Here is a 21,018-nt window from a genome sequence, read left to right on the forward strand (position 1 = left end):
ATGCTTTTACCATCGGCGCGCCGACAAACAAAGGGCCGGCGGAGTGATCCGCCGGCCCTTCGCCGTGGGTCGTCTGGCAGGCCTGGGTCGGAGCACGGGCAGAGCCCATGCTCTTCGTCGGACGGGGCCGATGGCTTTGCCGCCAGCCCGCCGGCCGTTCCGATTTTCTGTCCAGGCGAGCGTTCGCTCGCCCGGTCGAAAATCAGAAGTCCATGCCGCCCATGCCGCCCATGCCGCCGCCGCCCATGGGCATGGCGGGCTTGTCTTCCGGCAGCTCGCTCACGGCCGCTTCGGTCGTGATGAGCAGGCCGGCGACCGACGCCGCATTCTGGAGCGCGGTGCGGACGACCTTGGTCGGGTCGATCACGCCGGCTTCCACCAGGTTCTCGTACGTGTCGGTCGCGGCATTGAAGCCGATGTTGGAGTCGTTGCCGTCGAGCAGCTTGCCCGACACCACCGCACCGTCATGCCCGGCATTGCTGGCGATCTGGCGAACCAGCGCGGTCAGCGACTTGCGGACGATGTCGATACCGCGCGTCTGGTCCTCGTTCGCGCCGGTCAGGCCGTCGAGCGCCTTGGTGGCGTACAACAGCGCGGTGCCGCCACCGGGAACGATACCTTCCTCGACCGCGGCGCGGGTCGCGTGCAGCGCGTCGTCGACGCGATCCTTGCGCTCCTTCACCTCGACCTCGGACGATCCACCGACCTTGATGACCGCGACGCCGCCGGCGAGCTTGGCGAGACGCTCCTGGAGCTTCTCCTTGTCATAGTCGCTGGTGGTGTTCTCGATCTGCTGGCGGATCGCCTCGGTGCGCCCCTTGATCGAGTCGACGTCGCCGGCACCGTCGACGATCACGGTGTTGTCCTTGTCGATCGTGACGCGCTTGGCGGTGCCCAGCATGCCCAGCGTCACGGTCTCGAGCTTGATGCCCAGATCCTCGGAGATCATCTCGCCCTTCGTCAGGATCGCGATGTCCTCGAGCATCGCCTTGCGGCGATCGCCGAAGCCCGGCGCCTTGACCGCTGCGACCTTCAGGCCGCCGCGCAGCTTGTTCACCACGAGCGTGGCGAGCGCCTCGCCCTCGATGTCCTCGGCGATGATGAGCAGCGGGCGACCCGACTGGACGACGGCTTCCAGGATCGGGAGCATCGCCTGCAGGTTGCTGAGCTTCTTCTCGTGGATCAGGATGTACGGATCGTTGAGCTCGACCGTCATCTTCTCCGGGTTGGTGATGAAGTAGGGCGACAGGTAGCCGCGATCGAACTGCATGCCCTCGACGACGTCCAGCTCGAACTCGAGGCCCTTGGCCTCCTCGACGGTGATGACGCCTTCCTTGCCGACCTTCTCCATCGCCTCGGCGATCTTCTCGCCGACCTCACGGTCGCCATTGGCGGAGATGATGCCGACCTGCGCGACTTCCTTCGATCCCGAGACGGGCTTCGAGCGCGCCTTCACGTCCTCGACGACCTTGACGACGGCGAGGTCGATGCCGCGCTTCAGGTCCATCGGGTTCATGCCCGCCGCGACCGACTTCATGCCCTCGCGGACGATCGCCTGCGCCAGGACGGTCGCGGTGGTCGTGCCGTCGCCGGCGATGTCGTTGGTCTTCGAGGCGACTTCGCGCAGCATCTGCGCGCCCATGTTCTCGAACTTGTCCTTCAGCTCGATCTCCTTGGCGACGGTGACGCCGTCCTTGGTGATGCGCGGTGCGCCGAAGCTCTTGTCGATCACGACGTTGCGGCCCTTCGGCCCCAGCGTGACCTTCACCGCATCGGCGAGGATGTCGACGCCGCGGAGAATGCGCTCACGCGCGTCACGCGAAAATTTTACGTCCTTGGCTGCCATGGTGGCTACCCTTTCGAAATCTGGAAGTTGTGGAAGTTGCCACTCACGGGGGGTGCGAAACCGTCCCCGCGAGCGCGCGGAAATCAGCCCTCGACGATGCCGAGGATGTCCGATTCCTTCATGATGAGCAGGTCCTCGCCATCGACCTTGACCTCGGTGCCGGACCACTTGCCGAACAGCACCTTGTCGCCGGCCTTCACCTCGAGCGGGTGGACCTCGCCGGCCTCGTTGCGCGCGCCGGTGCCGGCGGCGACGACCTCGCCCTCCTGCGGCTTTTCCTTGGCGGTGTCGGGGATGATGATCCCGCCGGCCGTCTTCTCCTGCGCCTCGAGACGGCGGACGAGAACGCGATCGTGCAACGGACGAAAGTTCATGTGCGATACCCTCTTTCAGGTTCGTGTGACAGATTTTTGGCACTCGAACGAAGCGAGTGCCAGCGGTTCGCATATGTGGAGGCACGCACCCGTCGTCAACGGCGGCGATGCGATTTTTTCGGAACCCGTCGTCAGGTCGTGCGTGCGACCAGGCCGAAGCGATCGCGCGCATGCCAGCGCCACACCAGCATCGCCGACACCGCCGCCAGCCCCGCCGCCAGCCCGATCCAGATGCCCACGCCCTGCCAGTCCGCCCAGAAGCCGAGTGCGATCGACACGACGAATCCGATCGCCCAGTAGCCGACGCCCGCGACGATCATCGGCACGCGCGTATCCTGCAACCCGCGCAGCACGCCTGCCGCCACCGCCTGCGCGCCGTCGAACAGCTGGAACATCGCCGCGATCGCGAGATAGCGCACCGCGAGCGCGACGACGGCTGCGTTCTGCGCGGCGTCCGCATCGACATAGATGCCGATGAACGCGCGGGGCGCGATCCAGATCGCCGCCGCCGTCAGCCCCATGAACGCGGTGCCCGCGACGATCGCGACCCAGCCCGCGCGCGCCACCCACAACCGGTCGCCCGCGCCATAGGCCATGCCGACACGGATCGTGGCCGCCTGCCCGATCCCCAGCGGCACCTGGAACGCGACCGCGGCGATGTTGAGCGCGATCGCATGCGCTGCCACCTCCGTCACGCCGATCAGGCCCATGAGCAGCGCGGCGCCACCGAACAGCCCCGCCTCCAGCGTGACGGTGAGCGCGATCGGAATGCCCAGCCGCGCGATCTCAGCGAAACGCGACCATTCGGTGCGCCACCACCTGCCGAACAGGCGATAGCGGCGGATCTTGGGGTCGAACGTCAGGATCGCGGCATAGGCCGCGACCATCGCGATCGACGTCACCACGCTGGCGATCGCCGATCCCTCCAGCCCCAGCGCGGGAAACCCGGCATTGCCGAACACCAGCAGCCAGTTGAACAGCGCGCCGACCGCCAGCGCCATCGCGGTGACCGCCATCGCCCAGTTCGCGCGGCCCAGCGTCGCCGCGACGCTGCGCATCACGCCCGCGACGATGTTGGGGATCAGCGCGATGACGAGGATGTCGAGGAACGCGCCCGCACGCGCCGCGACCCGCGCATCCTGCCCCACCGCCAGCAACAGCGTCTCGCCGAACAGCAGCAGCACGACGAACGGCAGCGCGGCGACGACCCCGAGCCACATCGCCATGCGGAACGAGCGCCGGACCTCGCGTACCGCATGCCGCCTGGCGCCGAGTTCGGCGGCGATGATCGGCGCGCACGCGCTCGCCATGCTCATCAGCGCCCACAGGATCAGGCTGAACAGGAACACGCCCAGCGTGGCGGCCGCGAACTCGACGGTGCCCAGCCGCGCGACGAACACGACGTCGACCGCGTACACCGCCATCTGGAGCAGGTTCGCCGCGACCAGCGGCCCCGCCAGCCGCGTCAGCGCGCCGAGCTCCGCACGGGCGGAGGCCGGGGCGGCGCCGGTGGCTGTGACGGGCAGGGCGGCATGCATCGCGCGGGGCCTTAGCGGGTGGCGGCCGGGTTGTCGTCACCCGTCGTTCGTCCTGGCGCCCTGCCCGCCCTTCCCCGCCATCGCGGGGATGACGGAAACGAGAAGGCGTATTGCCCGGCCCATACACTTCCGGCTACACCGCGCGCTTGATGACGCCCGCGCGCGATATGCGCCGGGTGCGGAGATGGACATGAAGCTCGTTCGCGGTGCGTGGAAACTGCTGGTCGGGATCAAGGATGCGCTGGTGCTCGCCTTGATGCTGCTGTTCTTCGGCGCGCTGTTCGCCGCCCTCAACGCCCGCCCGACGCCCGCGTCGATCAAGGACGGCGCGCTGGTGCTCGATCTCGACGGACCGATCGTGGAGCAGCCCGAGGAGGTCGCGCCGTTCGCGCTGCTCTCCGGCCAGCAGGTCGGCCGGCAATACCGCCTGCGCGACGTGCTGCGCGTGCTGGAGGCCGCGAAGACCGATCCGCGAGTCAAGGCGGTGGTGCTCGATCTCGACCGGTTCGGCGGCGCCTATCCGGCCGCGCTCGGCGAGGTGGCGGAGGCGCTGCGGCAGGTGAAGGCGGCGGGCAAGCCGGTGCTGGCCTATGCGACGGGCTATACCGACGGCGGCTACCGGCTGGCGGCGCAGGCGAGCGAGATCTGGGTCCACCCGATGGGCGGCACGCTGTTCGCCGGGCCGGGCGGATCGACGATGTATTACAAGGGCCTGATCGACAAGCTGGGGGTCAACGCGCACGTCTACCGCGTCGGCAAGTACAAGTCGTTCGTCGAGCCCTATACCCGCGCCGACCAGAGCCCCGAGGCGAAGGAAGCCGCGACCGCGCTGTACGGCTCGTTCTTCGACAACTGGAAGACCGCGATCGCGACCGCACGCCCCAAGGCGCAGGTGGCGCAGTGGCTCACCGATCCGCAGGCCGTCGTCACCGCGGCGCAGGGCGACATCGCGCAGGCCAACCTGTCGACCGGGATCGTCGACAAGCTCGGCGACCGCGTGGCGTTCGGCAAGCGCGTCGCGCAGATCGCAGGCGGCGACGCGTCGAAGCCCGCGGGCTTCTTCAACACGATCAAGTACGACGCCTATGTCGATGCCAACCCGTTGCCCAGGAAGGGAAAGATCGGCGTCGTGACGGTCGCAGGCGACATCGTCGACGGCAAGGCGGGCGCGGGCACCGCGGGCGGCGATACGATCGCCAAGTTCATCTATGACGGGCTCGCCAAGGGCGACCTCAAGGCGCTGGTGGTGCGCGTCGACTCGCCGGGCGGCTCCGCGCTGGCGTCGGAGCGAATCCGGCTCGCGGTGCTCGAGGCGAAGGCGAAGGGTCTGCCGGTCGTCGTGTCGATGGGCGGGATGGCGGCGTCGGGCGGCTATTGGGTATCGACCGCGGGCGACACGATCTTCGCCGAGCCCGGCACGATCACCGGATCGATCGGCATCTTCGGGTTGATCCCGACGTTCGAGAATACGCTCGCCAAGATCGGCATCACCACCGACGGGGTGAAGACGACGCCGCTGTCGGGGCAGCCGGACGTCCTCGCGGGCACCAATGCGCAGACCGACGCGGTGCTGCAGGCCGCGATCGAGCGCGGCTATGCGCAGTTCCTCGCGCGCGTCGCTAACGCCCGCCACCTGCCCGTCGCGCGCGTCAACGAGATCGCGCAGGGCCGCGTGTGGGACGGCGGCACCGCGCGCCAATTGGGGCTGGTCGACCGGTTCGGCGGGCTGAAGGACGCGGTGGCCGAGGCGGCGAAGCGCGCGAAGCTCGACGCCGACGACGCGACGATCCAGTATCTGGAGAAGAAGCCCGGCAAGTTCGCCGAGATCGCGCGCCAGATCGCGAACAAGGACGACGACGACGCCAGCGCGCCGACCGACGCGTTCGCGCGAATCGCGGGCGCGAACCGCCAGATGCTCGCGCGCGCGCTGGGCGACGTGCGGCGGCTGACGATGGGCGGCGGTATCCAGGCGCGGTGTCTCGAATGCACCGGGCTGGGGCCGATGACCGCGAGCGCGGACGACCGCACGCTGATGCAGCTGGTGCTGGCGCGCTTTGGCTGGTGAGAGGACGATCCCGATCCTCCCCGGCACGGGGAGGTGGCAGGCCGCAGGCCTGACGGAAGGGGGGCATCCCCGATCGCTGCCGTGTCGATCGCGGCAGGCCCCCTCGGTCGCTTCGCGACACCTCCCCCCGTGCGGGGAGGAGCGTGCACCCTTGCCCGCCCGACGCCCGCCCGGTAGCCCGACGCCTCACCCCGGGAGACCCCAATGATCGCGATCCGCCCTGCCCGTCCCGAGGACGCCGCCTCGATCGCGGCGATCTACGCGCCCTATGTGCTGTCGGGCACGGTATCCTTCGAGACCGACGCGCCCGACACCCGCGCGATGCGCACCCGGATGGCGGCGTCGGAGGGGCTCTATCCCTGGATCGTCGCGACCGAGGGCGCGGGCGACGATGCGCCGGTGATGGCCTATGCCTATGCCGGGCGGTTCCGCGATCGCCCCGCCTATCGCTATGTCGTCGAGACGTCTGTCTATGTCGCGGGCGCGGTGCAGGGCCGGGGCGCGGGGCGGCTGGTGTACGAGGCGCTGGTCGACACGCTGCGCGCGCAGGGCTTCACCCAGGCGATCGGCGTGATCGCGCTGCCCAACCCGGGGTCGATCACGCTGCACGAGGCGGTGGGCTTTCGCCGCGCGGGCGTGTACCGCGAGATCGGGTTCAAGCACGGGCGCTGGATCGACGTCGGCTTCTGGCAGTGCGAACTCAACGATTCGCAGGTGCCGCCCGTCGAACCGCGGCGGTTCGCGGATACCGGCGTGGTCCGGGGATAGCCCGCCTACTGGTTGGGCCGTCCCCGATAGGCCGGCAGCGCCAGATGCAGCCGGATTGCCGCCGCACGCAGCAGGAACCCCGCCCCGGCGGACACCACCGCCGCCACCGCGATCGGCACGCCGAGCAGCCCGAGCCCGACGTATAGCCCGGAGGCCAGCGCAGCCGCGGTCACGTACAGCTCCGGCCGCATCAGGATCGACGGCTCTCCCGCCAGCACGTCGCGGACGATCCCGCCGACGCACGCGGTGACGACCCCCATGACGGCGGCGGGCACCGGCGGCACGCCGTATCCGATCGCCTTGCCCGCGCCATAGACCGCATAGGCCGCCAGCCCCACAGCGTCGAACCAGGCGAGCGCCGCACCCGACCACCACCGCTCCGGCGTCACCCAGATCACGAACGCCGCGGTGAGGCACACGCCCGCCGCGCGCGCATCGTGCACCCAGAAGACCGGCGCGCCGATCAGCAGGTCGCGCATCGTCCCCCCGCCGACCCCGGTGACGAGCGCGAAGAAGGTGAGCGTGACGATCGTCTGCCCGCGCCGTGCCGCCGCCAGCGCGCCCGACGCGGCGAACACCGCAAGTCCGGCAAGATCGAACCACGGCGTGAGCGTGGGCAGGAGCGTGAACGGCGGCATGGCCGCGCGCTTAGCCGTCCGCCCTCCCTGTGCAAAGCGCGACCTGAACACGCCGTTGTTTCGGGTTCATGCAACCGGGGGTAGGAAGCGACGTTAGGTTTCGGTCACGAGTTTTCTACGGGAGTGAGTATCATGCGCAAGTTCACCATGGCGCTGTGCGCCTTCGCCATCGTCGCCCCCACGCTGAGCGTGACGGTGCCCGACGCCGACGCCCAGCGCCGCTACAAGTATCGGGAGTGGAAGGGCAATGACGGCCGCTATCGCTGCCGCAAGCCTGACGGCACCACCGGCCTCGTCGTCGGCGGCGTAGCGGGCGCGTTGCTCGGTCGTACGATCGACACGCGCGGCGACCGCACGCTCGGCACGCTGGGCGGTGCCGCGGTCGGTGCGCTGGCAGGTCGCGAGGTCGAGCGCGGCACGAGCAACCGCCGCTGCCGCTGATCTGACGACAGAGGAAACCGTCGCCGCCGCTGATCGTTCAGCGACACGCGATCACAAGCAGGGGCGTGGTCCATTTCCGGACAGCGCCCCTTTTCACATCAGGAGCACACAGCATGCCAGTACATAGCGGTTCGGCCCGGTACGAAGGTCTCGGCAAGGACGGCAAGGGGTTCGTCTCCACCCAGTCGGGCGCGCTTGCCGACAATCCTTACGGCTTCGCCACGCGGTTCGAGAGCGAGCCGGGCACCAATCCCGAGGAGTTGATCGCGGCGGCCCATGCCAGCTGCTTCACGATGGCGCTCAGCTTCGCGCTGGCCAAGGCCGGGTACGACAAGGGCACGCTGGAAACCGATGCGAAGGTGACGCTCGACAAGGACGGCGACGGGTTCAAGGTCACCAAGTCGGACCTGACGCTGCGCGCCGCGATTCCGGGTATTTCGTCGGACGATTTCGACCGAATCTCGGGCGAGGCGAAGGCGGGCTGCCCGATTTCCAAGCTGCTCAACGCCGAGATCACGCTGACCGCCAGCCTCGCCGAATAGCGCCTGTCCGTTGCGTGAACGAAACGTAGTTTTCGGTTCACGCAACCCAGCGGCTGCGCGGCCCGTTCAGCTATCACGATCCATGAGGAGAGACGGTATGCGTATCATTCTGGCAGCGGCGATCGCCGCCACCACCTTCGCGGCGGTGCCCGCGACGGCGCAGGACACCCCGCGCGAGGCGAATCGCGAATATCGCGAGCAGGTCCGCGACGCGCAGCGCGACTATCGCAGGGACGTGCGCAGCGCCGACAGCCGCCGCGACGTCCGCGAGGCACGCCGCGACTATCGCGACGAAGTCCGCGACGCACGGCAGGACCGCCGCGGCGACCTGCGCGACATCCGGCAGGACCGCCAGCGCGACTGGCGCCAGTATCGCAACTACGACTACAACCGCCTGCCTAGCGGCCAGCGCGCTTATTATGCGGACCATTATTACCGCGACGGCAGCAACTATCAGCAGCGCCGGCTGGGCCGGAACGACCGCATCTATCGCGGTCAGGACAACCGCTATTACTGCCGCCGCAACGACGGCACGACGGGGTTGATCGTCGGCGGTCTGGCGGGCGGTGCGCTCGGCAACGTCATCGCGGGCGGCGGATCGCGGCTGCTCGGCACGCTGATCGGCGCAGGCGGCGGTGCGTTGCTCGGCCAGTCGGTCGATCGCGGGCAGGTCGTCTGCCGCTGATCCGACGCGAAGGATGAAGGAAGGGCTCGCCGGGCGACCGGCGGGCCCTTTTCACGTCAGATGATCCCGCCGCCCAGCGACAGCCGGACCGCGAAGATCAGGATCAGGATCAGGTTCAGGTTGCGCCCGCCATTCTTCGACGAGAGCGCACCGATCGCCGCGCCGACGACCGCGATCGGGATCACGAACCAGTACCCCCAGGCGAAGAAGGGGATGAACGGGATGATCCCCAGCACCAGAGCGACGAGACCGATCAGGATCGAGACGATGTTCAGCATGCCGCGCAAGATGGCCGACGCGCCCGTGCGGTTCAACCCGCCGCGTGGTGAAAAACGCGTTCAGGATGAAAACCCGGTTCAGGTTAACCGTGCTTGCTGAACGGGTCTTTACGCGCCCCGGTGCATGGCGGATCACGACATCATGGGGCTTCGAATGACGAACACAGGATTTGGCCGCACCGGCATCGGCGTCGCCGCGCTGCTTGCGCTGGCGGCATGCGGCGGTGCGCCCGACGAAGCGGCGGCGGTGAACGACCTCGACAACCAGCTGGCGGCGGCGGACACGAAGCCAGCACGCGATCCGGCGTTGCAGAGCGCGCTGCGCGACCAGATCATGGTCGATCCCGCGCTCGCGCAGCAGGCGAACGACGATAGCGTCCGCCCGCCGACCCAGCCCTATTCGGGGGCAACCGCCCCCGACGGCCTGACGCCCGGCCCGGCGGAACGCGACGCGCTGCGCCCGGCCCCCGCGGCGTCCGCGAGTTGCCCGAAATGCGTCGAGGCACGGCGCGCGCTGACGCTGGGCGCACTCGCGGCGGCGCAGGGCGGTCGGCCGGCGGCATGCGCCACCTCGATCCATTATTCCGCCGCCTGGGCGAACCGCCTGCCCGCGGGCGTGCCGCTCTATCCCGACGCGCGCGTGGCGGAGGCGGCGGGCGCGGACGCGACGGGCTGCGCGCTGCGCGTCGTCAGCTTCGCGAGCGGCGCGCCGATGCAGCGTCTGCTCGACTGGTACTACACGAAGACGAGCGCGGCGGGCTTTGCCGCGGCGCATCAGGCGGACGGCGCGGACCATGTGCTGGCGGGCACGCGCAAGGACGGCGCCGCGTTCCTGGCGGTGATGCGCGACCGCAAGGGCGGCGGCACCGAGGTGGACCTGATGGCCGACGGGGGCTGAAGCCCGTCACGTCACCCCGGACTTGATCCGGGGTGACGCTTTATCTGCCGTCGTCCAGGAAAAATAAGAAGAAGCGGGACCCCGGATCAAGTCCGGGGTGACGACGTCTTCATGGGTGATCTCGTCTCGAGGCCGTGAACTTCGCCACCCCATCCATTCCTTTCCCACGCACTTTCGCGTAGGGCGCGACGGATGTTGCAACTTCTTCTCGTGATGGCCGGCGGTGCGATCGGCACCGCGGCGCGCTATCTGACCGGGCGTGCCACGCTCGCGGCGTTCGGCCCCGCCTGGCCGTGGGGCACGCTGACGGTGAACCTGGCCGGCGGATTCCTGATGGGGGTGCTCGTCGGCATGCTCGCGCGGACCGGTGGCGGCGAAACCGCGCGCGTGGTGCTGGGCGTCGGCGTGCTCGGCGGGTTCACCACCTTTTCCGCCTTCTCGCTCGATACGATGACGATGATCGAGCGGGGCGACCTCGTCCCCGCGCTCGGCTATGTCGCGCTGTCGGTCGTCGGTTCGGTCGCAGCGCTCGCGCTCGGGCTGCATCTCACGCGGAGCGTCGTGGCATGAGCGACGCCGTCCGCCAGTTCAACGTGGGCTATGACGACGACGGGATCCGCGTCGATCGCTGGTTCAAGCGGCACCTGCCCGAGACGAGCTTCACCACCGTCGCCAAATGGGCGCGGACCGGCCAGCTGCGCGTCGATGGCGCGCGCGTCGATCCCGGCGACCGGCTCGCCGCGGGGCAGGTGCTGCGCGTGCCCCCGCCCGAACCCGTCCGCACCGATGCGCCCGCCAAGCGCGAGCGCGCGCCGATCAGCGACGAGGAAGCCGCCTACGTCCGCGAGATGGTGATCCACAAGGACGCCGCCGCGCTGGTGCTCAACAAGCCGCCCGGCCTCGCCACGCAGGGCGGCACCAAGACGATCACGCATGTCGACGGTCTGCTCGACGGCGTCCAGTACGAGGCGGAGGGGCGGCCCAAGCTGGTCCACCGGCTCGACAAGGACACCTCGGGCGTGCTGCTCGTCGCGCGCTCGGCGCGGGCGGCAGGGCATTTCGCCAAGGCCTTTTCCTCGCGCACCGCCAAGAAGGTGTACTGGGCGCTGATCGTCGACGTCCCCTCGATCGAGGACGGCATGGTCGAGCTGCCGATCGCCAAGCAACCCGGCACCGGCGGCGAGAAGATGCATGTCGACGAGGAGAACGGACAGGCCGCGCGTACCCGCTACCGCGTGATCGCGCGCGCGGGCAACAAGGCGGCGTGGGTCGAGCTCCAGCCCTACACCGGGCGCACGCACCAGCTGCGCGTCCACATGGCGGCGATCGGCCACCCGATCGTCGGCGACGCCAAGTACGGCGGCGCTGCGGCGTTCCTGACCGGCGGGGTCAGCCGCAAGATGCACCTCCACGCGCGGCGGCTGCGGATCGACCATCCCGATGGCGGCACGATCGATGTCGAGGCGGAGTTGCCGACGCATTTCTCCGAAAGCCTCAAGATGCTCGGCTTCGAGGAGATGCTGGGCAACACGATGCCGCTCGACGAACTGCCCCCGCCGACACGCGAGGAGCAGAAGGCGCGCGCACGGGCGCACGCCAAGGGGGTCCGCAAGGAGCGCCGCGGCGAGCGGCGCGGTCGTGCGGACCAGAATGCGGAGAAGCGCCCCGATCCGCGCGACGGCGCGCGCGGTGCGGCCAAGGTGAAGCCCAAGCCCAAACCCGGCCCCAAGGTCGCCGCCAAGCCGAAACCCCGGCCGAAGCCCAAGCCCAAGGCGTGACGCACCCCGCCCCGTCGTTCCACGTCGACGATCGCGCCGCCGCGCTCGCCTTCGTGGGCGGCGTCGGGTTCGCGCATATCTTCGCCGGGACGCCGGACGGGCCGATGGTGGTCCACGCGCCGGTGACCGTCATGGGCGAAACGCTGACGTTCCACGTCTCGCGCGCGAACCGGATCGTCGGGCATCTGGAGGGCACGCGCGTACTGGTGAGTGTCGCGGGGCCGGACGGCTATGTCAGCCCGAACTGGTATGCAACGCCGGGCAATCAGGTGCCGACGTGGAACTACGTCACCGCCGAGATCGAGGGCGTCGTCCGCCGCCTCGACGATGCCGGGCTGACCGCGCAGCTCGACGCGCTGGCAGCGATGTTCGAACCGCGCGAGAACCCCTGGCATCGCGACAAGATGGACGAGGCCGCGTTCGTCCGGCTGCGCGGCGCGATCACCGGGTTCGCGCTCGAGGCGGAAGCGGTGTGGATGACGCGCAAGCTGAGCCAGAACAAGTCCGCCGAGGACCGTGCGCGCGTGGCGGCGGCGTTCAAACGACAGGGCGAGAAGGCGATCGCCGATGCGATGCAGGCAGCGCTTGCATGAAGGCGAGTTACTTACCCTTGACCGTCATCCCGGACTTGATCCGGGATCCCGCTTTTCTGCGCCAATCAAGAATAAGCGGGACCCCGGATCAAGTCCGGGGTGACGGGTGGCTTGCCCCGCGGAGGAACTACAGCTCCACCAGCCCCATCTCGAGCGCGGCGGCGCCTGCGAAGAGCGTGATCGAGAGCATCGCGGTCATCCCGCACAGGACATAGCCGATCGCCTGCACCACGCGCGGATTGGGGCGTTTCAGCTTCGCGTTGCGGGCGATGGCGCTCATCACGAAGCTCATCAGCAAACCGTACGTAAATGCCACCGCGCCGACCATCGTCGCCCCGCTCCGCTCGAGTATCCCGTTCCATGTGCCTGCCCCCCGGCATGCTGCATCGCATTAAGCATATCCACGGACGCTTACCAAGCCGTGAAGCACGGCTCGCCGTTCCCTTGGCGCGCTACACCGCCTATGCGCGGGAACGATGACCACCAAGCTCGCCATCTTCGACTGCGACGGCACCCTCGTCGACAGCCAGCGCAACATCTGTCGCGCGATGGACGCGGCGTTCGCGCGCGCCGGCCTCCCCGCCCCGTCGCCCGACCGGGTCCGCCGGATCGTCGGATTGAGCCTGGTCGAGGCGATGGCGGCGCTGGTCCCGGCAGGCGACGCGGCGCTGCACGCGAGCCTCGCGGCGGACTACAAGGGGGCGTTCCGCGCGATGCGCGCCGATGGCGGGCTCGACGACGAGCCGCTGTTCGACGGCATCGTCAAGGTGCTCGACGCGCTGGCGGCGGACGGCTGGGCGCTCGGGATCGCGACGGGCAAGTCCGATCGCGGACTGGCGCTTCTGCTCGCGCATCATGGGTTGGCGGACCGGTTCGTCACGCTCCAGACCGCGGACCGGCACCCGTCCAAGCCGCACCCCGCGATGATCGCGGCCGCGCTGGCGGAGGCGGGCGCAATCGCGGCGGACGCGGTGATGATCGGCGACACCAGCTATGACATGGCGATGGCGCGCGCCGCGGGGGTCCGCGCGGTCGGCGTCGCCTGGGGCTATCATGCCGCCGACGAGCTGCGCGCGGCAGGCGCGCATGTCGTCGCGGCGCGGTGCGGCGACCTGATGGCGTGCGTCGCATGAGCGCGCGGGGTCGCTGGATGGCGCTGGTCGGCGCGCGCCTCGCTGGCAGCGCGGGCGCGGTGCTGGGGCTGATCCTGCTCGCCCGCGCGCACGATACCGCGAGCAAGGTGCTGGGCGTCGCGATCGTGCTGGCCGCGCTCTACATGACCGCGACGGTGCCCGCCGCGCTCGCGCATCGCTGGCGCACCCGCAAGGAGGGCGACGACGCATGAAGCGCTTCTGGACCGACGTGACGATCGACGCGGACCGCGGCGTGCGGCTCGATGCGCGGCCGGTGCGCACCCCCGGCCGCGTGCCGCTGCTCCTGCCGAGCGACGCGCTGGCGGCGGCGGTCGCGGAGGAATGGCGCGCGGTGGAGGGCGACATCGATCCGCGTGCGATGCCGCTGACCGGGCTCGCGAACGCCGCGATCGACCGCGTCGCGCCCGACACCGCGGCGTTCGCGGCGGGGCTGGCGCGCTATGGCGAGACGGACCTGCTCTATTACCGCGCCGTCGAGCCCGCGCCGCTGGTCGAGCGCCAGCGCGCAGCGTGGGACCCACTGCTCGACTGGGCACGCGCGCGCTACGACGTGCATTTCGAGACCGCGACCGGCGTGATGTTCCAAGCGCAGCCGCCCGCGACGGTCGCGCGGCTGGCGGAGGCGGTGGCGGCGCGCGATGCGTTCGCGCTGGCGGGGCTGTCGCCGGTGGTGAGCGTCACCGGCTCGCTGGTCGCCGCGCTCGCGCTGGCGGAGCGCGCCGCGGATGCCGAAACGATATGGGCCGCCGCGCAGGTCGACGAGGACTGGCAGCGGGAGATGTGGGGGGAGGACGATCTCGCGACGCAGACGCGCGAAGGGCACCGGCGCGAGTTCGAGGCGGGGGTGCGTTTTCTGGCGTTGGCGAGCGGCGCGTAATCTCGCCGTCACCCCGGACTTGATCCGGGGTCCCGCTTTTTGATGACGCCGACGAAGAAGCGGGCCCCCGGATCAAGTCCGGGGTGACGACATTTCAAACGGCGAACGCCCTCAAACCGCCCTTGTCAGCCGCCGGATCAGCCCGATCAGCCCGGTCTGCCGCGAGCGCTTCAGCCGCTCCGCCGCCAGGATCGTGCGCACCGATTCGAAGCATTGCTCGACATCGTCGTTGACCAGCACGTAGTCGTAGCCGTCCCAGTGGCTCACCTCGTTCGCGGCGCGGTCCATCCGGCGATCGATGATCTCCATCGAATCGGTCGCGCGACGTTCGAGCCGCGACCGCAGCTCCTCCATCGACGGCGGCAGGATGAAGACGCGGACGACGTCGCCGCCCGCGATCTGGAACAGCTGCTGCGCGCCCTGCCAGTCGATGTCGAACAGCACGTCCTGCCCCGACGACAGCATCGCCTCGACGGGCTCGCGCGGCGTGCCATAGCGCTCGCCGAAGACGTGCGCCCATTCGATGAACTCATGGTTCGACACCATCTCGCGGAAGCGCTCGAGATCGACGAAGTGATAGTCCTTGCCATCCACCTCGCCCTTGCGGATCGGGCGGGTCGTCGCCGATACCGACATGCCGAGGCTTGGCGTCGCGGCGAGCAGCTTGCGGGCGATCGTCGACTTTCCGGCGCCCGACGGCGAGGATAGCACGAACAGGACACCGCGGCGCTTCATGCCATGGGGGTCGAGCGGGTTGGAGACGGGCATGCGCGCCATTGGCGGAACCGGATGGGGCGCGTCAAGCGCGCGGCGATCAAGCGTTGCGATCGCAGCGGGCGTCGCTCTGGCGATCGTGGCGGTCGCCGGGGCGGCATTGCTGGCGATGGGGCGTGCCCCGACGTGCCCGTGCGGGCATGTCGCGCTGTGGTCCGGCGACGTGACGTCGGACCAGAACAGCCAGCAGATCGCGGACTGGTATTCGCTCAGCCATGTCGTCCACGGGCTGATCTTCTATGCCGCGGGCACATGGCTGCTGCGACGCTGGCGGCTCGAATGGCGCCTCGCGCTCGCAGTCGCGGTCGAGGCGGCGTGGGAGGTGCTGGAGAATTCGCCCGTCATCATCGATCGCTATCGCAGCGTGACGATGGCGTTCGGCTATTCGGGCGACAGCGTGCTCAATTCGGTGAGCGACATTGCGATGATGACACTGGGGTTCTGGCTGGCGTGGCGGTTGCCGCGAGGGGCGGGCGTCATGCTGGCGATCGCGCTAGAACTGATCGCGCTGGCCGCGATTCGCGACGATCTGATGCTGAACCTGTGGATGCTGATCGCGCCGAACGACGCGGTGCGCGCGTGGCAGACGGGATAAACTCTCCCCTGCCCGTTCGCACAAGCCTGTTGAAGTGCCATTCTTCCTGCATCGATGGCAAAGAAGGACAGTGCTTCGACAAGCTCAGCACGAGCGGGATGGGGTATCCGAGTATCGCGAACTCAGTCCCGATACGCCTTGCCCGCCTTGTGCCGGTCATACGCCTTCTTCGCGACATAGCCGCCGCCGAGCAGCGCGCCGAGCGGTCCCATGCGGCGCATCGCGCTGAACGCCAGCGCGCCGGTCACCGCGCCACGCGTGCCGCCAGCGCCCGAACGCTTGCCGAGTTCGCGCCCGACCAGCGCGTGAATGATGGTGCGAATCATGCCCCTGCTCCCTTTGAAATTTCGCCGAATGCCAGATCCTTCAACTGGCCGATGCCACGAAGCACCGCCCATCCGATCGCGTAGGTGATCGCGATCGGCACCACGACCTTGAGGACGTTGGCGGTCACCGCGCCAATGATCGCGCCATCCGCGACGCCATCGTCGCCCGACATCCCATCGATCGCGCCGCCCACCAGCGCGCCTATCGTCGTTGCTCCCACGTAGCGATCTCCCTTGGCGAAGACCCCCAAGCGCGCGGGCGGCGATCAGGTTCCCAGCATCGCCTCCGCGCGCACGACCCGGTCGAACGTCGCGCCGTCGACCAGCCCGAGCGCGAGCGCGGCCTCGCGCAGCGTCAACCCTTCCGCATGCGCATGCTTGGCGATCTGCGCGGCGGCGTCGTACCCGATCTCGGGGGCGAGCGCGGTGACAAGCATCAGCGAGCGGTCGAGCAGCTCCGCGATCCGCTGCGTGTTCGCGGTCATGCCCTCCACCGTTCGCTCGGCGAAGCTCGTCATCCCGACCGACAGCAACGCGATCGATCGCATCACGTTCGCGCCGATCAGCGGCTTGAACACGTTGAGCTCCAGATGCCCCTGCATCCCGCCCATCGTGACCGCGACATTGTTCCCCATTATCTGTGCCGCGACCATCGTCAGCATCTCGCACTGCGTCGGGTTCACCTTGCCCGGCATGATCGAGCTGCCGGGCTCGTTGGCAGGCAAGTCGAGCTCGCCGAACCCGCAGCGCGGCCCCGAGCCGAGCAGGCGGATGTCGTTCGCGATCTTGGTCAGCGCGACCGCCAGCACGTTGAGCGTGCCGTGCAGGTCGACCAGCCCGTCGTTCGACGCCAGCGCCTCGAACTTGTTAGGCGCGGTGACGAAGGGGACGCCGGTGAGCGCCGCGATCTCGCCTGCCACCGCCTCCGCGAATCCGGCGGGCGCGTTGAGCCCGGTGCCGACCGCAGTGCCGCCTTGCGCGAGTGGCAGGATGTTGCGCTCCAGCGTCCCCTCGATCCGCGCGCGCGCGTTGGCGAGTTGCTGCGCATAGCCCGACATTTCCTGGCCCAGCGTCAGCGGCGTCGCGTCCTGAAGATGGGTCCGTCCGATCTTTGCGACGTCCGCCCATCCCCTTGCCTTCGCGTCGAGCGCGGCGTGGAGCCGGTCGAGCGCGGGCAGCAGGTCGCGCGTCACCGCCAGCGCGGCGGCGACATGGAGCGCGGTCGGGAAGCTGTCGTTCGACGATTGCGCGCGGTTGACGTCGTCGTTCGGGTGGACCGGGGCCTTCCCGCCGCGCGTGCCCGCCAGCGCCTCGTTCGCGATCCCCGCGATCACCTCGTTGACGTTCATGTTCGATTGCGTGCCGCTGCCCGTCTGCCAGATGACGAGCGGAAACTGGTCGTCGTACCGTCCCGCAATAATCGCGTCGGCCGCCGCCTCGATCGCGTCGGCCTTTTCGGCGCCCAGCGCTTCGCGGTTCACCCGCGCGGCGGCGCGCTTCACGATCGCGAGCGCGTGGAAGATTCCGATCGGCATCCGCTCCATCCCGCCGAAGGGGAAATTCTCGACGCTGCGCTCGGTCTGCGCGCCCCAATAGGCGGTGGCGGGAACCTCTACGGGTCCGATCGAGTCGGTTTCGGTGCGGGTGTCGGTCATGGGGCGGAGATGGGGACGGCCGTCACGGGAGTAAATCCCGTGACGTCGGACGCGGGCACGCCCGCGCCGGCCGGCCGGTCGCGTCGCTGGCGCGAGCGCGGCGCGGGCGCCGCTCGCTCCGGCCTACTTCTTCCGCTTGAAGTCCACGCTGACGACGTTCGATCCATCCTCGACCGGGGTCGCGAGCGGGCCGTCATTCTCCGCCGGGTCGTGCCCTTCGGGGCCTTCGTTCGGGCCTTCCTGCACCTGGAAGCGCAGCTCGAAATTGACCGCCGGATCGTGGAATCCGGTGATCGCGGCATAGGGCACGATCAGCTTCGACGGCACCTGGTTGAAGCTCAGCCCCACCGAGAATTTCTCGGCATCCGCGGTCAGATCCCAGAAGCGGTTCTGGATCACGATCGTCATCTCGTCGGGGAACCGCTCGACGAGGCGCTGCGGGATGTCGACGCCGGGCGCCTGCGTCTTGAAGGTGATGTAGAAATGATGCTCGCCGGGCAGCGTCCCGCCGCCGTCGGCGACCGAATCGAGCACGCGGCCCACCACCGCGCGCAGCGCTTCCTGGACGATCTCGTCATACGGGATCAGGCTGTCGGGGAGACCATCGTTCATGCGCCCTTGGGTAGCGCCCTCCCCGCCCCGGTCAAGATTGCACGGCCGGGAATTACGTGACTGGGAATTGCATGAGAGGGGCGAGGCGCTATGGCGCTTGCCATGCGCACCGCCACGATCGAGCGAAACACCAGCGAGACCAGGATCGCTGTCACCGTCAACCTCGACGGGACGGGGGTGTACGACGTCGCCACCGGCGTCGGCTTCTTCGATCACATGCTGGAGCAACTGTCGCGCCACTCGCTGATCGACCTGCACGTCCGCACCGAGGGCGACCTGCATATCGACCAGCACCACACCGTCGAGGACACCGGTCTCGCGATCGGCGAGGCGGTGGCCAAGGCGCTCGGCGACAAGCGCGGGATCCGCCGCTACGGCGACGCGCTGAGCCCGATGGACGAGACTCTGACCCGCGTCGCGCTCGACATCTCCGGGCGGCCGTGGCTGGTGTGGAAGACCGTATTCTCGCAGAAGCGCCTCGGGGAAATGGATACCGAGATGTTCCAGCACTGGTTCCACTCGTTCGCGCAGACCGCGGGGCTGACGCTCCACGTCGAGACGCTTCACGGCGAGAACAACCACCATATCGCCGAAAGCGCGTTCAAGGGCCTCGCGCGCGCCTTGCGGACCGCGGTCGAGATCGATCCGCGCAAGGCCGATGCGATCCCCTCGACCAAGGGTTCGCTGTGAGCGCGTATCGTGCCTCCGGCGCGCTCTGCGTGATCCTGCTCACCTATGGGAAACCGCTCGCTGACGTCGACGCGTTGATGGCGGATCACGTCGCATGGCTGACGAAGGGGTTCGACGAGGGCGCGTTCGTCGTCGCGGGCAGGCGGGATCCGCGCACCGGCGGCGTGATCGTCGTACGCGGCGATGCCGATGCGGCGACCGCGATCGCGAACACCGACCCGTTCGTCACCGGCGGGGTCGCCGCGTTCGAGGTCGTCGCGTTCGCCGCCAGCTTCGCGCAGCCGCAAGTACAGGCGCTGCTCGGATGACGCTGGCGCTGATCGACTATGGCGCGGGGAACCTCCATTCGGTCGAGAACGCGTTGCGCGCGGCGGGATGCACCGATCTGGCGGTGACCGCGGACCCCGATGCGGTCGCACGCGCCGACCGGATCGTGCTCCCCGGCGTCGGCGCGTTCGGCGCGTGCGCGGCCGCGCTGCGCGGCGTCGACGGCATGGTCGAGGCGCTCGAGCGGCGCGTCCGCGGCGAGGGCGCGCCGTTTCTCGGCATCTGCGTCGGCATGCAGCTGATGGCGGACGCGGGCGAGGAGATGGGCACGCATGCCGGGCTCGGCTGGATTCGCGGCCGGGTGCGTTTGCTCCAGCCCGCCGACGCGACCGCGAAGGTGCCGCACATGGGCTGGAACGACGTCCGCCCCGCGATGCCGCACCCGCTGATCGAGCCCGGCGAGGCGTATTTCCTCCACAGCTATGCCTTCGAGGGAGACGACGTGATCGCGACCACCGACCATGCCGGCCCCGTCACCGCCGCGATCGGGCGAGACAATCTGATCGGCGCGCAGTTCCACCCCGAAAAGAGCCAGCGCTATGGCCTGGCGCTGCTGGAAAGGTTTCTGACATGGCGGCCATAGGATCCTCCCCGGCACGGGGAGGGGGACCAGCGGAGCTGGTGGAGGGAAACCTCCCCACCGGACGACACTGGTGGAGAGCCCCCTCCACCACGCTTCGCGCGGTCCCCCTCCCCGTGCCGGGGAGGATCTCGCTGTGACCCTGATCGTCTTCCCCGCGATCGACCTGAAGGCCGGCCAGGTCGTCCGCCTCGCCGAAGGCGATATGGACCGCGCGACCGTCTATGGCGACGACCCCGCGCACCAGGCGATGCTTTTCGCCGAGGCGGGCGCGCAGCATCTCCACGTCGTCGACCTCGACGGCGCGTTCGCCGGCGAAAGCGTCAACGGCGAGGCGGTGAAGGCGGTGGTCCAGCGTTTCCCCGGCCACGTCCAGCTCGGCGGCGGCATCCGCACCGCCGTGGCGGTCGAGGCGTGGTTCGCGCTCGGCGTCTCGCGCGTCGTGATCGGCACCGCCGCGCTGGAGAACCCCCAGTTCGTCCGCGACATGGCGAAGGCCTTCCCCGGCGGGATCGTCGTCGCGGTCGACGCGAAGGACGGCATGGTCGCGACCAAGGGCTGGGCCGACGTCTCGACCACCAGCGCGACCGATCTGGCCCGCCGGTTCGAGGATGCGGGCGTCGCGTCGCTGCTGTTCACCGACGTGGGCCGCGACGGGATGCTCAAGGGCTGCAACGTCGAGGCGACGGTCGATCTCGCGCGCTCGGTCGACATCCCCGTGATCGCGAGCGGCGGGGTGAAGGGGATCGCGGAAATCCACGTCCTCGCGCTCCATACGCGCGCCAAAGGAGAAAAAGGGGGCGTGGAGGGCGTCATCACCGGGCGGGCGCTGTACGATGGCCGGCTCGATCTGGCGGCGGCGCTGAGCGTAGCGGCGGCGGCGGCGTGAGGATTACACGGTCGTTGCCCGCCAATGCAGCCCCCCCTCCCCGTTCGTTTCGAGCGAAGTCGAGAAGCGTTGGCCGGACGCAGAGTTTCTCGACT

At 69.3% G+C, this 21,018-nt stretch carries 28 protein-coding genes; 17 read left to right on the forward strand and 11 right to left on the reverse strand.

Translation table 11 applies throughout. The annotated features are described in order from the left end of the window. Positions 1-202: 202 nt before the first annotated feature. The 3 genes from groL to ACV7NO_RS15455 form a co-directional block, all read right to left on the reverse strand. On the reverse strand, positions 203-1,846 hold the full coding sequence (gene groL, locus ACV7NO_RS15445) for a chaperonin GroEL (protein ID WP_463406844.1): 1,644 nt from the start codon (positions 1,844-1,846) through the stop codon (positions 203-205). Positions 1,847-1,929: 83 nt separating this feature from the next. Next, positions 1,930-2,220, reverse strand: a complete 291-nt coding sequence (groES, locus tag ACV7NO_RS15450) for a co-chaperone GroES (protein ID WP_463406845.1) — start codon at positions 2,218-2,220, stop codon at positions 1,930-1,932. 131 nt (positions 2,221-2,351) lie between these two features. Continuing rightward, complete coding sequence (locus ACV7NO_RS15455; protein WP_463406846.1) at positions 2,352-3,758, reverse strand: MATE family efflux transporter; 1,407 nt, start codon at positions 3,756-3,758, stop codon at positions 2,352-2,354. A 190-nt stretch (positions 3,759-3,948) separates the two neighbouring features. Here ACV7NO_RS15455 and sppA point away from each other — a divergent pair, with 190 nt between their 5' ends. Both sppA and ACV7NO_RS15465 read left to right on the forward strand, forming a co-directional pair. After that, positions 3,949-5,823, forward strand: coding sequence for a signal peptide peptidase SppA (sppA, locus tag ACV7NO_RS15460; RefSeq protein WP_463406847.1), 1,875 nt, complete (start codon positions 3,949-3,951; stop codon positions 5,821-5,823). Positions 5,824-6,027: 204 nt separating this feature from the next. Next, positions 6,028-6,591, forward strand: coding sequence for an N-acetyltransferase family protein (locus ACV7NO_RS15465; protein ID WP_463406848.1), 564 nt, complete (start codon positions 6,028-6,030; stop codon positions 6,589-6,591). Between the two features lie 5 nt (positions 6,592-6,596). Here the strand turns inward: ACV7NO_RS15465 and ACV7NO_RS15470 are convergent, their stop codons facing one another. Further along, positions 6,597-7,229, reverse strand: a complete 633-nt coding sequence (locus ACV7NO_RS15470) for a trimeric intracellular cation channel family protein (protein ID WP_463406849.1) — start codon at positions 7,227-7,229, stop codon at positions 6,597-6,599. 147 nt (positions 7,230-7,376) lie between these two features. Between ACV7NO_RS15470 and ACV7NO_RS15475 the strand changes: the two genes are divergently transcribed. From ACV7NO_RS15475 to ACV7NO_RS15485, 3 genes are all read left to right on the forward strand, one after another. Continuing rightward, a complete protein-coding gene (locus tag ACV7NO_RS15475) occupies positions 7,377-7,670 on the forward strand; it encodes a glycine zipper 2TM domain-containing protein (RefSeq protein ID WP_463407375.1) in 294 nt (97 codons plus the stop codon). 113 nt (positions 7,671-7,783) lie between these two features. Next, a complete protein-coding gene (locus tag ACV7NO_RS15480; protein ID WP_463406850.1) occupies positions 7,784-8,212 on the forward strand; it encodes an OsmC family protein in 429 nt (142 codons plus the stop codon). 97 nt (positions 8,213-8,309) lie between these two features. After that, a complete protein-coding gene (locus tag ACV7NO_RS15485; protein WP_463406851.1) occupies positions 8,310-8,897 on the forward strand; it encodes a glycine zipper 2TM domain-containing protein in 588 nt (195 codons plus the stop codon). Positions 8,898-8,953: 56 nt separating this feature from the next. On the opposite strand, the gene ACV7NO_RS15490 is transcribed toward ACV7NO_RS15485, so the two are convergent. Then, positions 8,954-9,175, reverse strand: a complete 222-nt coding sequence (locus ACV7NO_RS15490; protein WP_463406852.1) for a hypothetical protein — start codon at positions 9,173-9,175, stop codon at positions 8,954-8,956. Between the two features lie 154 nt (positions 9,176-9,329). On the opposite strand from ACV7NO_RS15490, the gene ACV7NO_RS15495 reads away from it, so the two are divergent. From ACV7NO_RS15495 to ACV7NO_RS15510, 4 genes are all read left to right on the forward strand, one after another. Then, the gene (locus ACV7NO_RS15495; RefSeq protein WP_463406853.1) at positions 9,330-10,073 is read left to right on the forward strand and encodes a hypothetical protein; all 744 of its coding nucleotides are present in this window, start codon (positions 9,330-9,332) and stop codon (positions 10,071-10,073) included. A gap of 192 nt (positions 10,074-10,265) precedes the next feature. Continuing rightward, positions 10,266-10,643 carry a fluoride efflux transporter CrcB gene (crcB, locus tag ACV7NO_RS15500; RefSeq protein ID WP_463406854.1) on the forward strand — a complete coding sequence of 126 codons (378 nt, stop codon included), beginning with the start codon at positions 10,266-10,268 and terminating at the stop codon, positions 10,641-10,643. Continuing rightward, positions 10,640-11,851: an RluA family pseudouridine synthase gene (locus ACV7NO_RS15505; protein WP_463406855.1), complete on the forward strand. Its 1,212-nt coding sequence runs from the start codon at positions 10,640-10,642 to the stop codon at positions 11,849-11,851. The genes crcB and ACV7NO_RS15505 overlap by 4 nt, the downstream gene beginning before the upstream one ends. Beyond that, positions 11,848-12,444, forward strand: a complete 597-nt coding sequence (locus tag ACV7NO_RS15510; RefSeq protein ID WP_463406856.1) for an FMN-binding negative transcriptional regulator — start codon at positions 11,848-11,850, stop codon at positions 12,442-12,444. Before ACV7NO_RS15505 ends, ACV7NO_RS15510 begins: the two co-directional genes overlap by 4 nt. 127 nt (positions 12,445-12,571) lie before the next feature. On the opposite strand, the gene ACV7NO_RS15515 is transcribed toward ACV7NO_RS15510, so the two are convergent. Continuing rightward, complete coding sequence (locus tag ACV7NO_RS15515) at positions 12,572-12,724, reverse strand: hypothetical protein (protein ID WP_463406857.1); 153 nt, start codon at positions 12,722-12,724, stop codon at positions 12,572-12,574. 196 nt (positions 12,725-12,920) lie between these two features. Between ACV7NO_RS15515 and ACV7NO_RS15520 the strand changes: the two genes are divergently transcribed. The 3 genes from ACV7NO_RS15520 to ACV7NO_RS15530 are packed head-to-tail and all read left to right on the forward strand — an operon-like array spanning position 12,921 to position 14,475. Further along, on the forward strand, positions 12,921-13,577 hold the full coding sequence (locus tag ACV7NO_RS15520; RefSeq protein ID WP_463406858.1) for an HAD-IA family hydrolase: 657 nt from the start codon (positions 12,921-12,923) through the stop codon (positions 13,575-13,577). Continuing rightward, the gene (locus tag ACV7NO_RS15525; protein WP_463406859.1) at positions 13,574-13,789 is read left to right on the forward strand and encodes a hypothetical protein; all 216 of its coding nucleotides are present in this window, start codon (positions 13,574-13,576) and stop codon (positions 13,787-13,789) included. The genes ACV7NO_RS15520 and ACV7NO_RS15525 overlap by 4 nt, the downstream gene beginning before the upstream one ends. Continuing rightward, positions 13,786-14,475: an ATP12 family chaperone protein gene (locus ACV7NO_RS15530; RefSeq protein WP_463406860.1), complete on the forward strand. Its 690-nt coding sequence runs from the start codon at positions 13,786-13,788 to the stop codon at positions 14,473-14,475. Before ACV7NO_RS15525 ends, ACV7NO_RS15530 begins: the two co-directional genes overlap by 4 nt. A gap of 111 nt (positions 14,476-14,586) precedes the next feature. On the opposite strand, the gene gmk is transcribed toward ACV7NO_RS15530, so the two are convergent. Continuing rightward, entirely contained in the window at positions 14,587-15,243 is a 657-nt protein-coding gene (gene gmk, locus ACV7NO_RS15535) for a guanylate kinase (protein WP_463406861.1), read from the reverse strand. Here gmk and ACV7NO_RS15540 point away from each other — a divergent pair. Then, positions 15,242-15,844 (forward strand): DUF2585 family protein, encoded by a 603-nt coding sequence (locus ACV7NO_RS15540; protein WP_463406862.1) that lies wholly within the window; start codon positions 15,242-15,244, stop codon positions 15,842-15,844. The genes gmk and ACV7NO_RS15540 overlap by 2 nt on opposite strands. Before the next feature lie 122 nt (positions 15,845-15,966). Here the strand turns inward: ACV7NO_RS15540 and ACV7NO_RS15545 are convergent, their stop codons facing one another. From ACV7NO_RS15545 to ACV7NO_RS15560, 4 genes are all read right to left on the reverse strand, one after another. Continuing rightward, positions 15,967-16,170 carry a hypothetical protein gene (locus ACV7NO_RS15545; protein ID WP_463406863.1) on the reverse strand — a complete coding sequence of 68 codons (204 nt, stop codon included), beginning with the start codon at positions 16,168-16,170 and terminating at the stop codon, positions 15,967-15,969. After that, the gene (locus ACV7NO_RS15550; protein ID WP_463406864.1) at positions 16,167-16,421 is read right to left on the reverse strand and encodes a hypothetical protein; all 255 of its coding nucleotides are present in this window, start codon (positions 16,419-16,421) and stop codon (positions 16,167-16,169) included. The genes ACV7NO_RS15545 and ACV7NO_RS15550 overlap by 4 nt, the downstream gene beginning before the upstream one ends. A 15-nt stretch (positions 16,422-16,436) precedes the next feature. After that, on the reverse strand, positions 16,437-17,825 hold the full coding sequence (fumC, locus tag ACV7NO_RS15555) for a class II fumarate hydratase (protein ID WP_463406865.1): 1,389 nt from the start codon (positions 17,823-17,825) through the stop codon (positions 16,437-16,439). A gap of 123 nt (positions 17,826-17,948) precedes the next feature. Beyond that, the gene (locus ACV7NO_RS15560; RefSeq protein ID WP_463406866.1) at positions 17,949-18,437 is read right to left on the reverse strand and encodes an SspB family protein; all 489 of its coding nucleotides are present in this window, start codon (positions 18,435-18,437) and stop codon (positions 17,949-17,951) included. Between the two features lie 102 nt (positions 18,438-18,539). Between ACV7NO_RS15560 and hisB the strand changes: the two genes are divergently transcribed. The 4 genes from hisB (at position 18,540) to hisA (ending at position 20,923) form a co-directional block, all read left to right on the forward strand. Then, on the forward strand, positions 18,540-19,127 hold the full coding sequence (gene hisB, locus ACV7NO_RS15565) for an imidazoleglycerol-phosphate dehydratase HisB (RefSeq protein WP_463406867.1): 588 nt from the start codon (positions 18,540-18,542) through the stop codon (positions 19,125-19,127). Next, on the forward strand, positions 19,124-19,435 hold the full coding sequence (locus ACV7NO_RS15570) for a YciI family protein (RefSeq protein ID WP_463406868.1): 312 nt from the start codon (positions 19,124-19,126) through the stop codon (positions 19,433-19,435). Before hisB ends, ACV7NO_RS15570 begins: the two co-directional genes overlap by 4 nt. Then, the gene (gene hisH, locus ACV7NO_RS15575) at positions 19,432-20,037 is read left to right on the forward strand and encodes an imidazole glycerol phosphate synthase subunit HisH (protein WP_463406869.1); all 606 of its coding nucleotides are present in this window, start codon (positions 19,432-19,434) and stop codon (positions 20,035-20,037) included. Before ACV7NO_RS15570 ends, hisH begins: the two co-directional genes overlap by 4 nt. A 133-nt stretch (positions 20,038-20,170) precedes the next feature. Beyond that, positions 20,171-20,923 carry a 1-(5-phosphoribosyl)-5-[(5-phosphoribosylamino)methylideneamino]imidazole-4-carboxamide isomerase gene (gene hisA, locus ACV7NO_RS15580; RefSeq protein WP_463406870.1) on the forward strand — a complete coding sequence of 251 codons (753 nt, stop codon included), beginning with the start codon at positions 20,171-20,173 and terminating at the stop codon, positions 20,921-20,923. Positions 20,924-21,018: the final 95 nt, after the last annotated feature.

The organism is Sphingomonas sp. Ell38C01, from assembly GCF_055231975.1.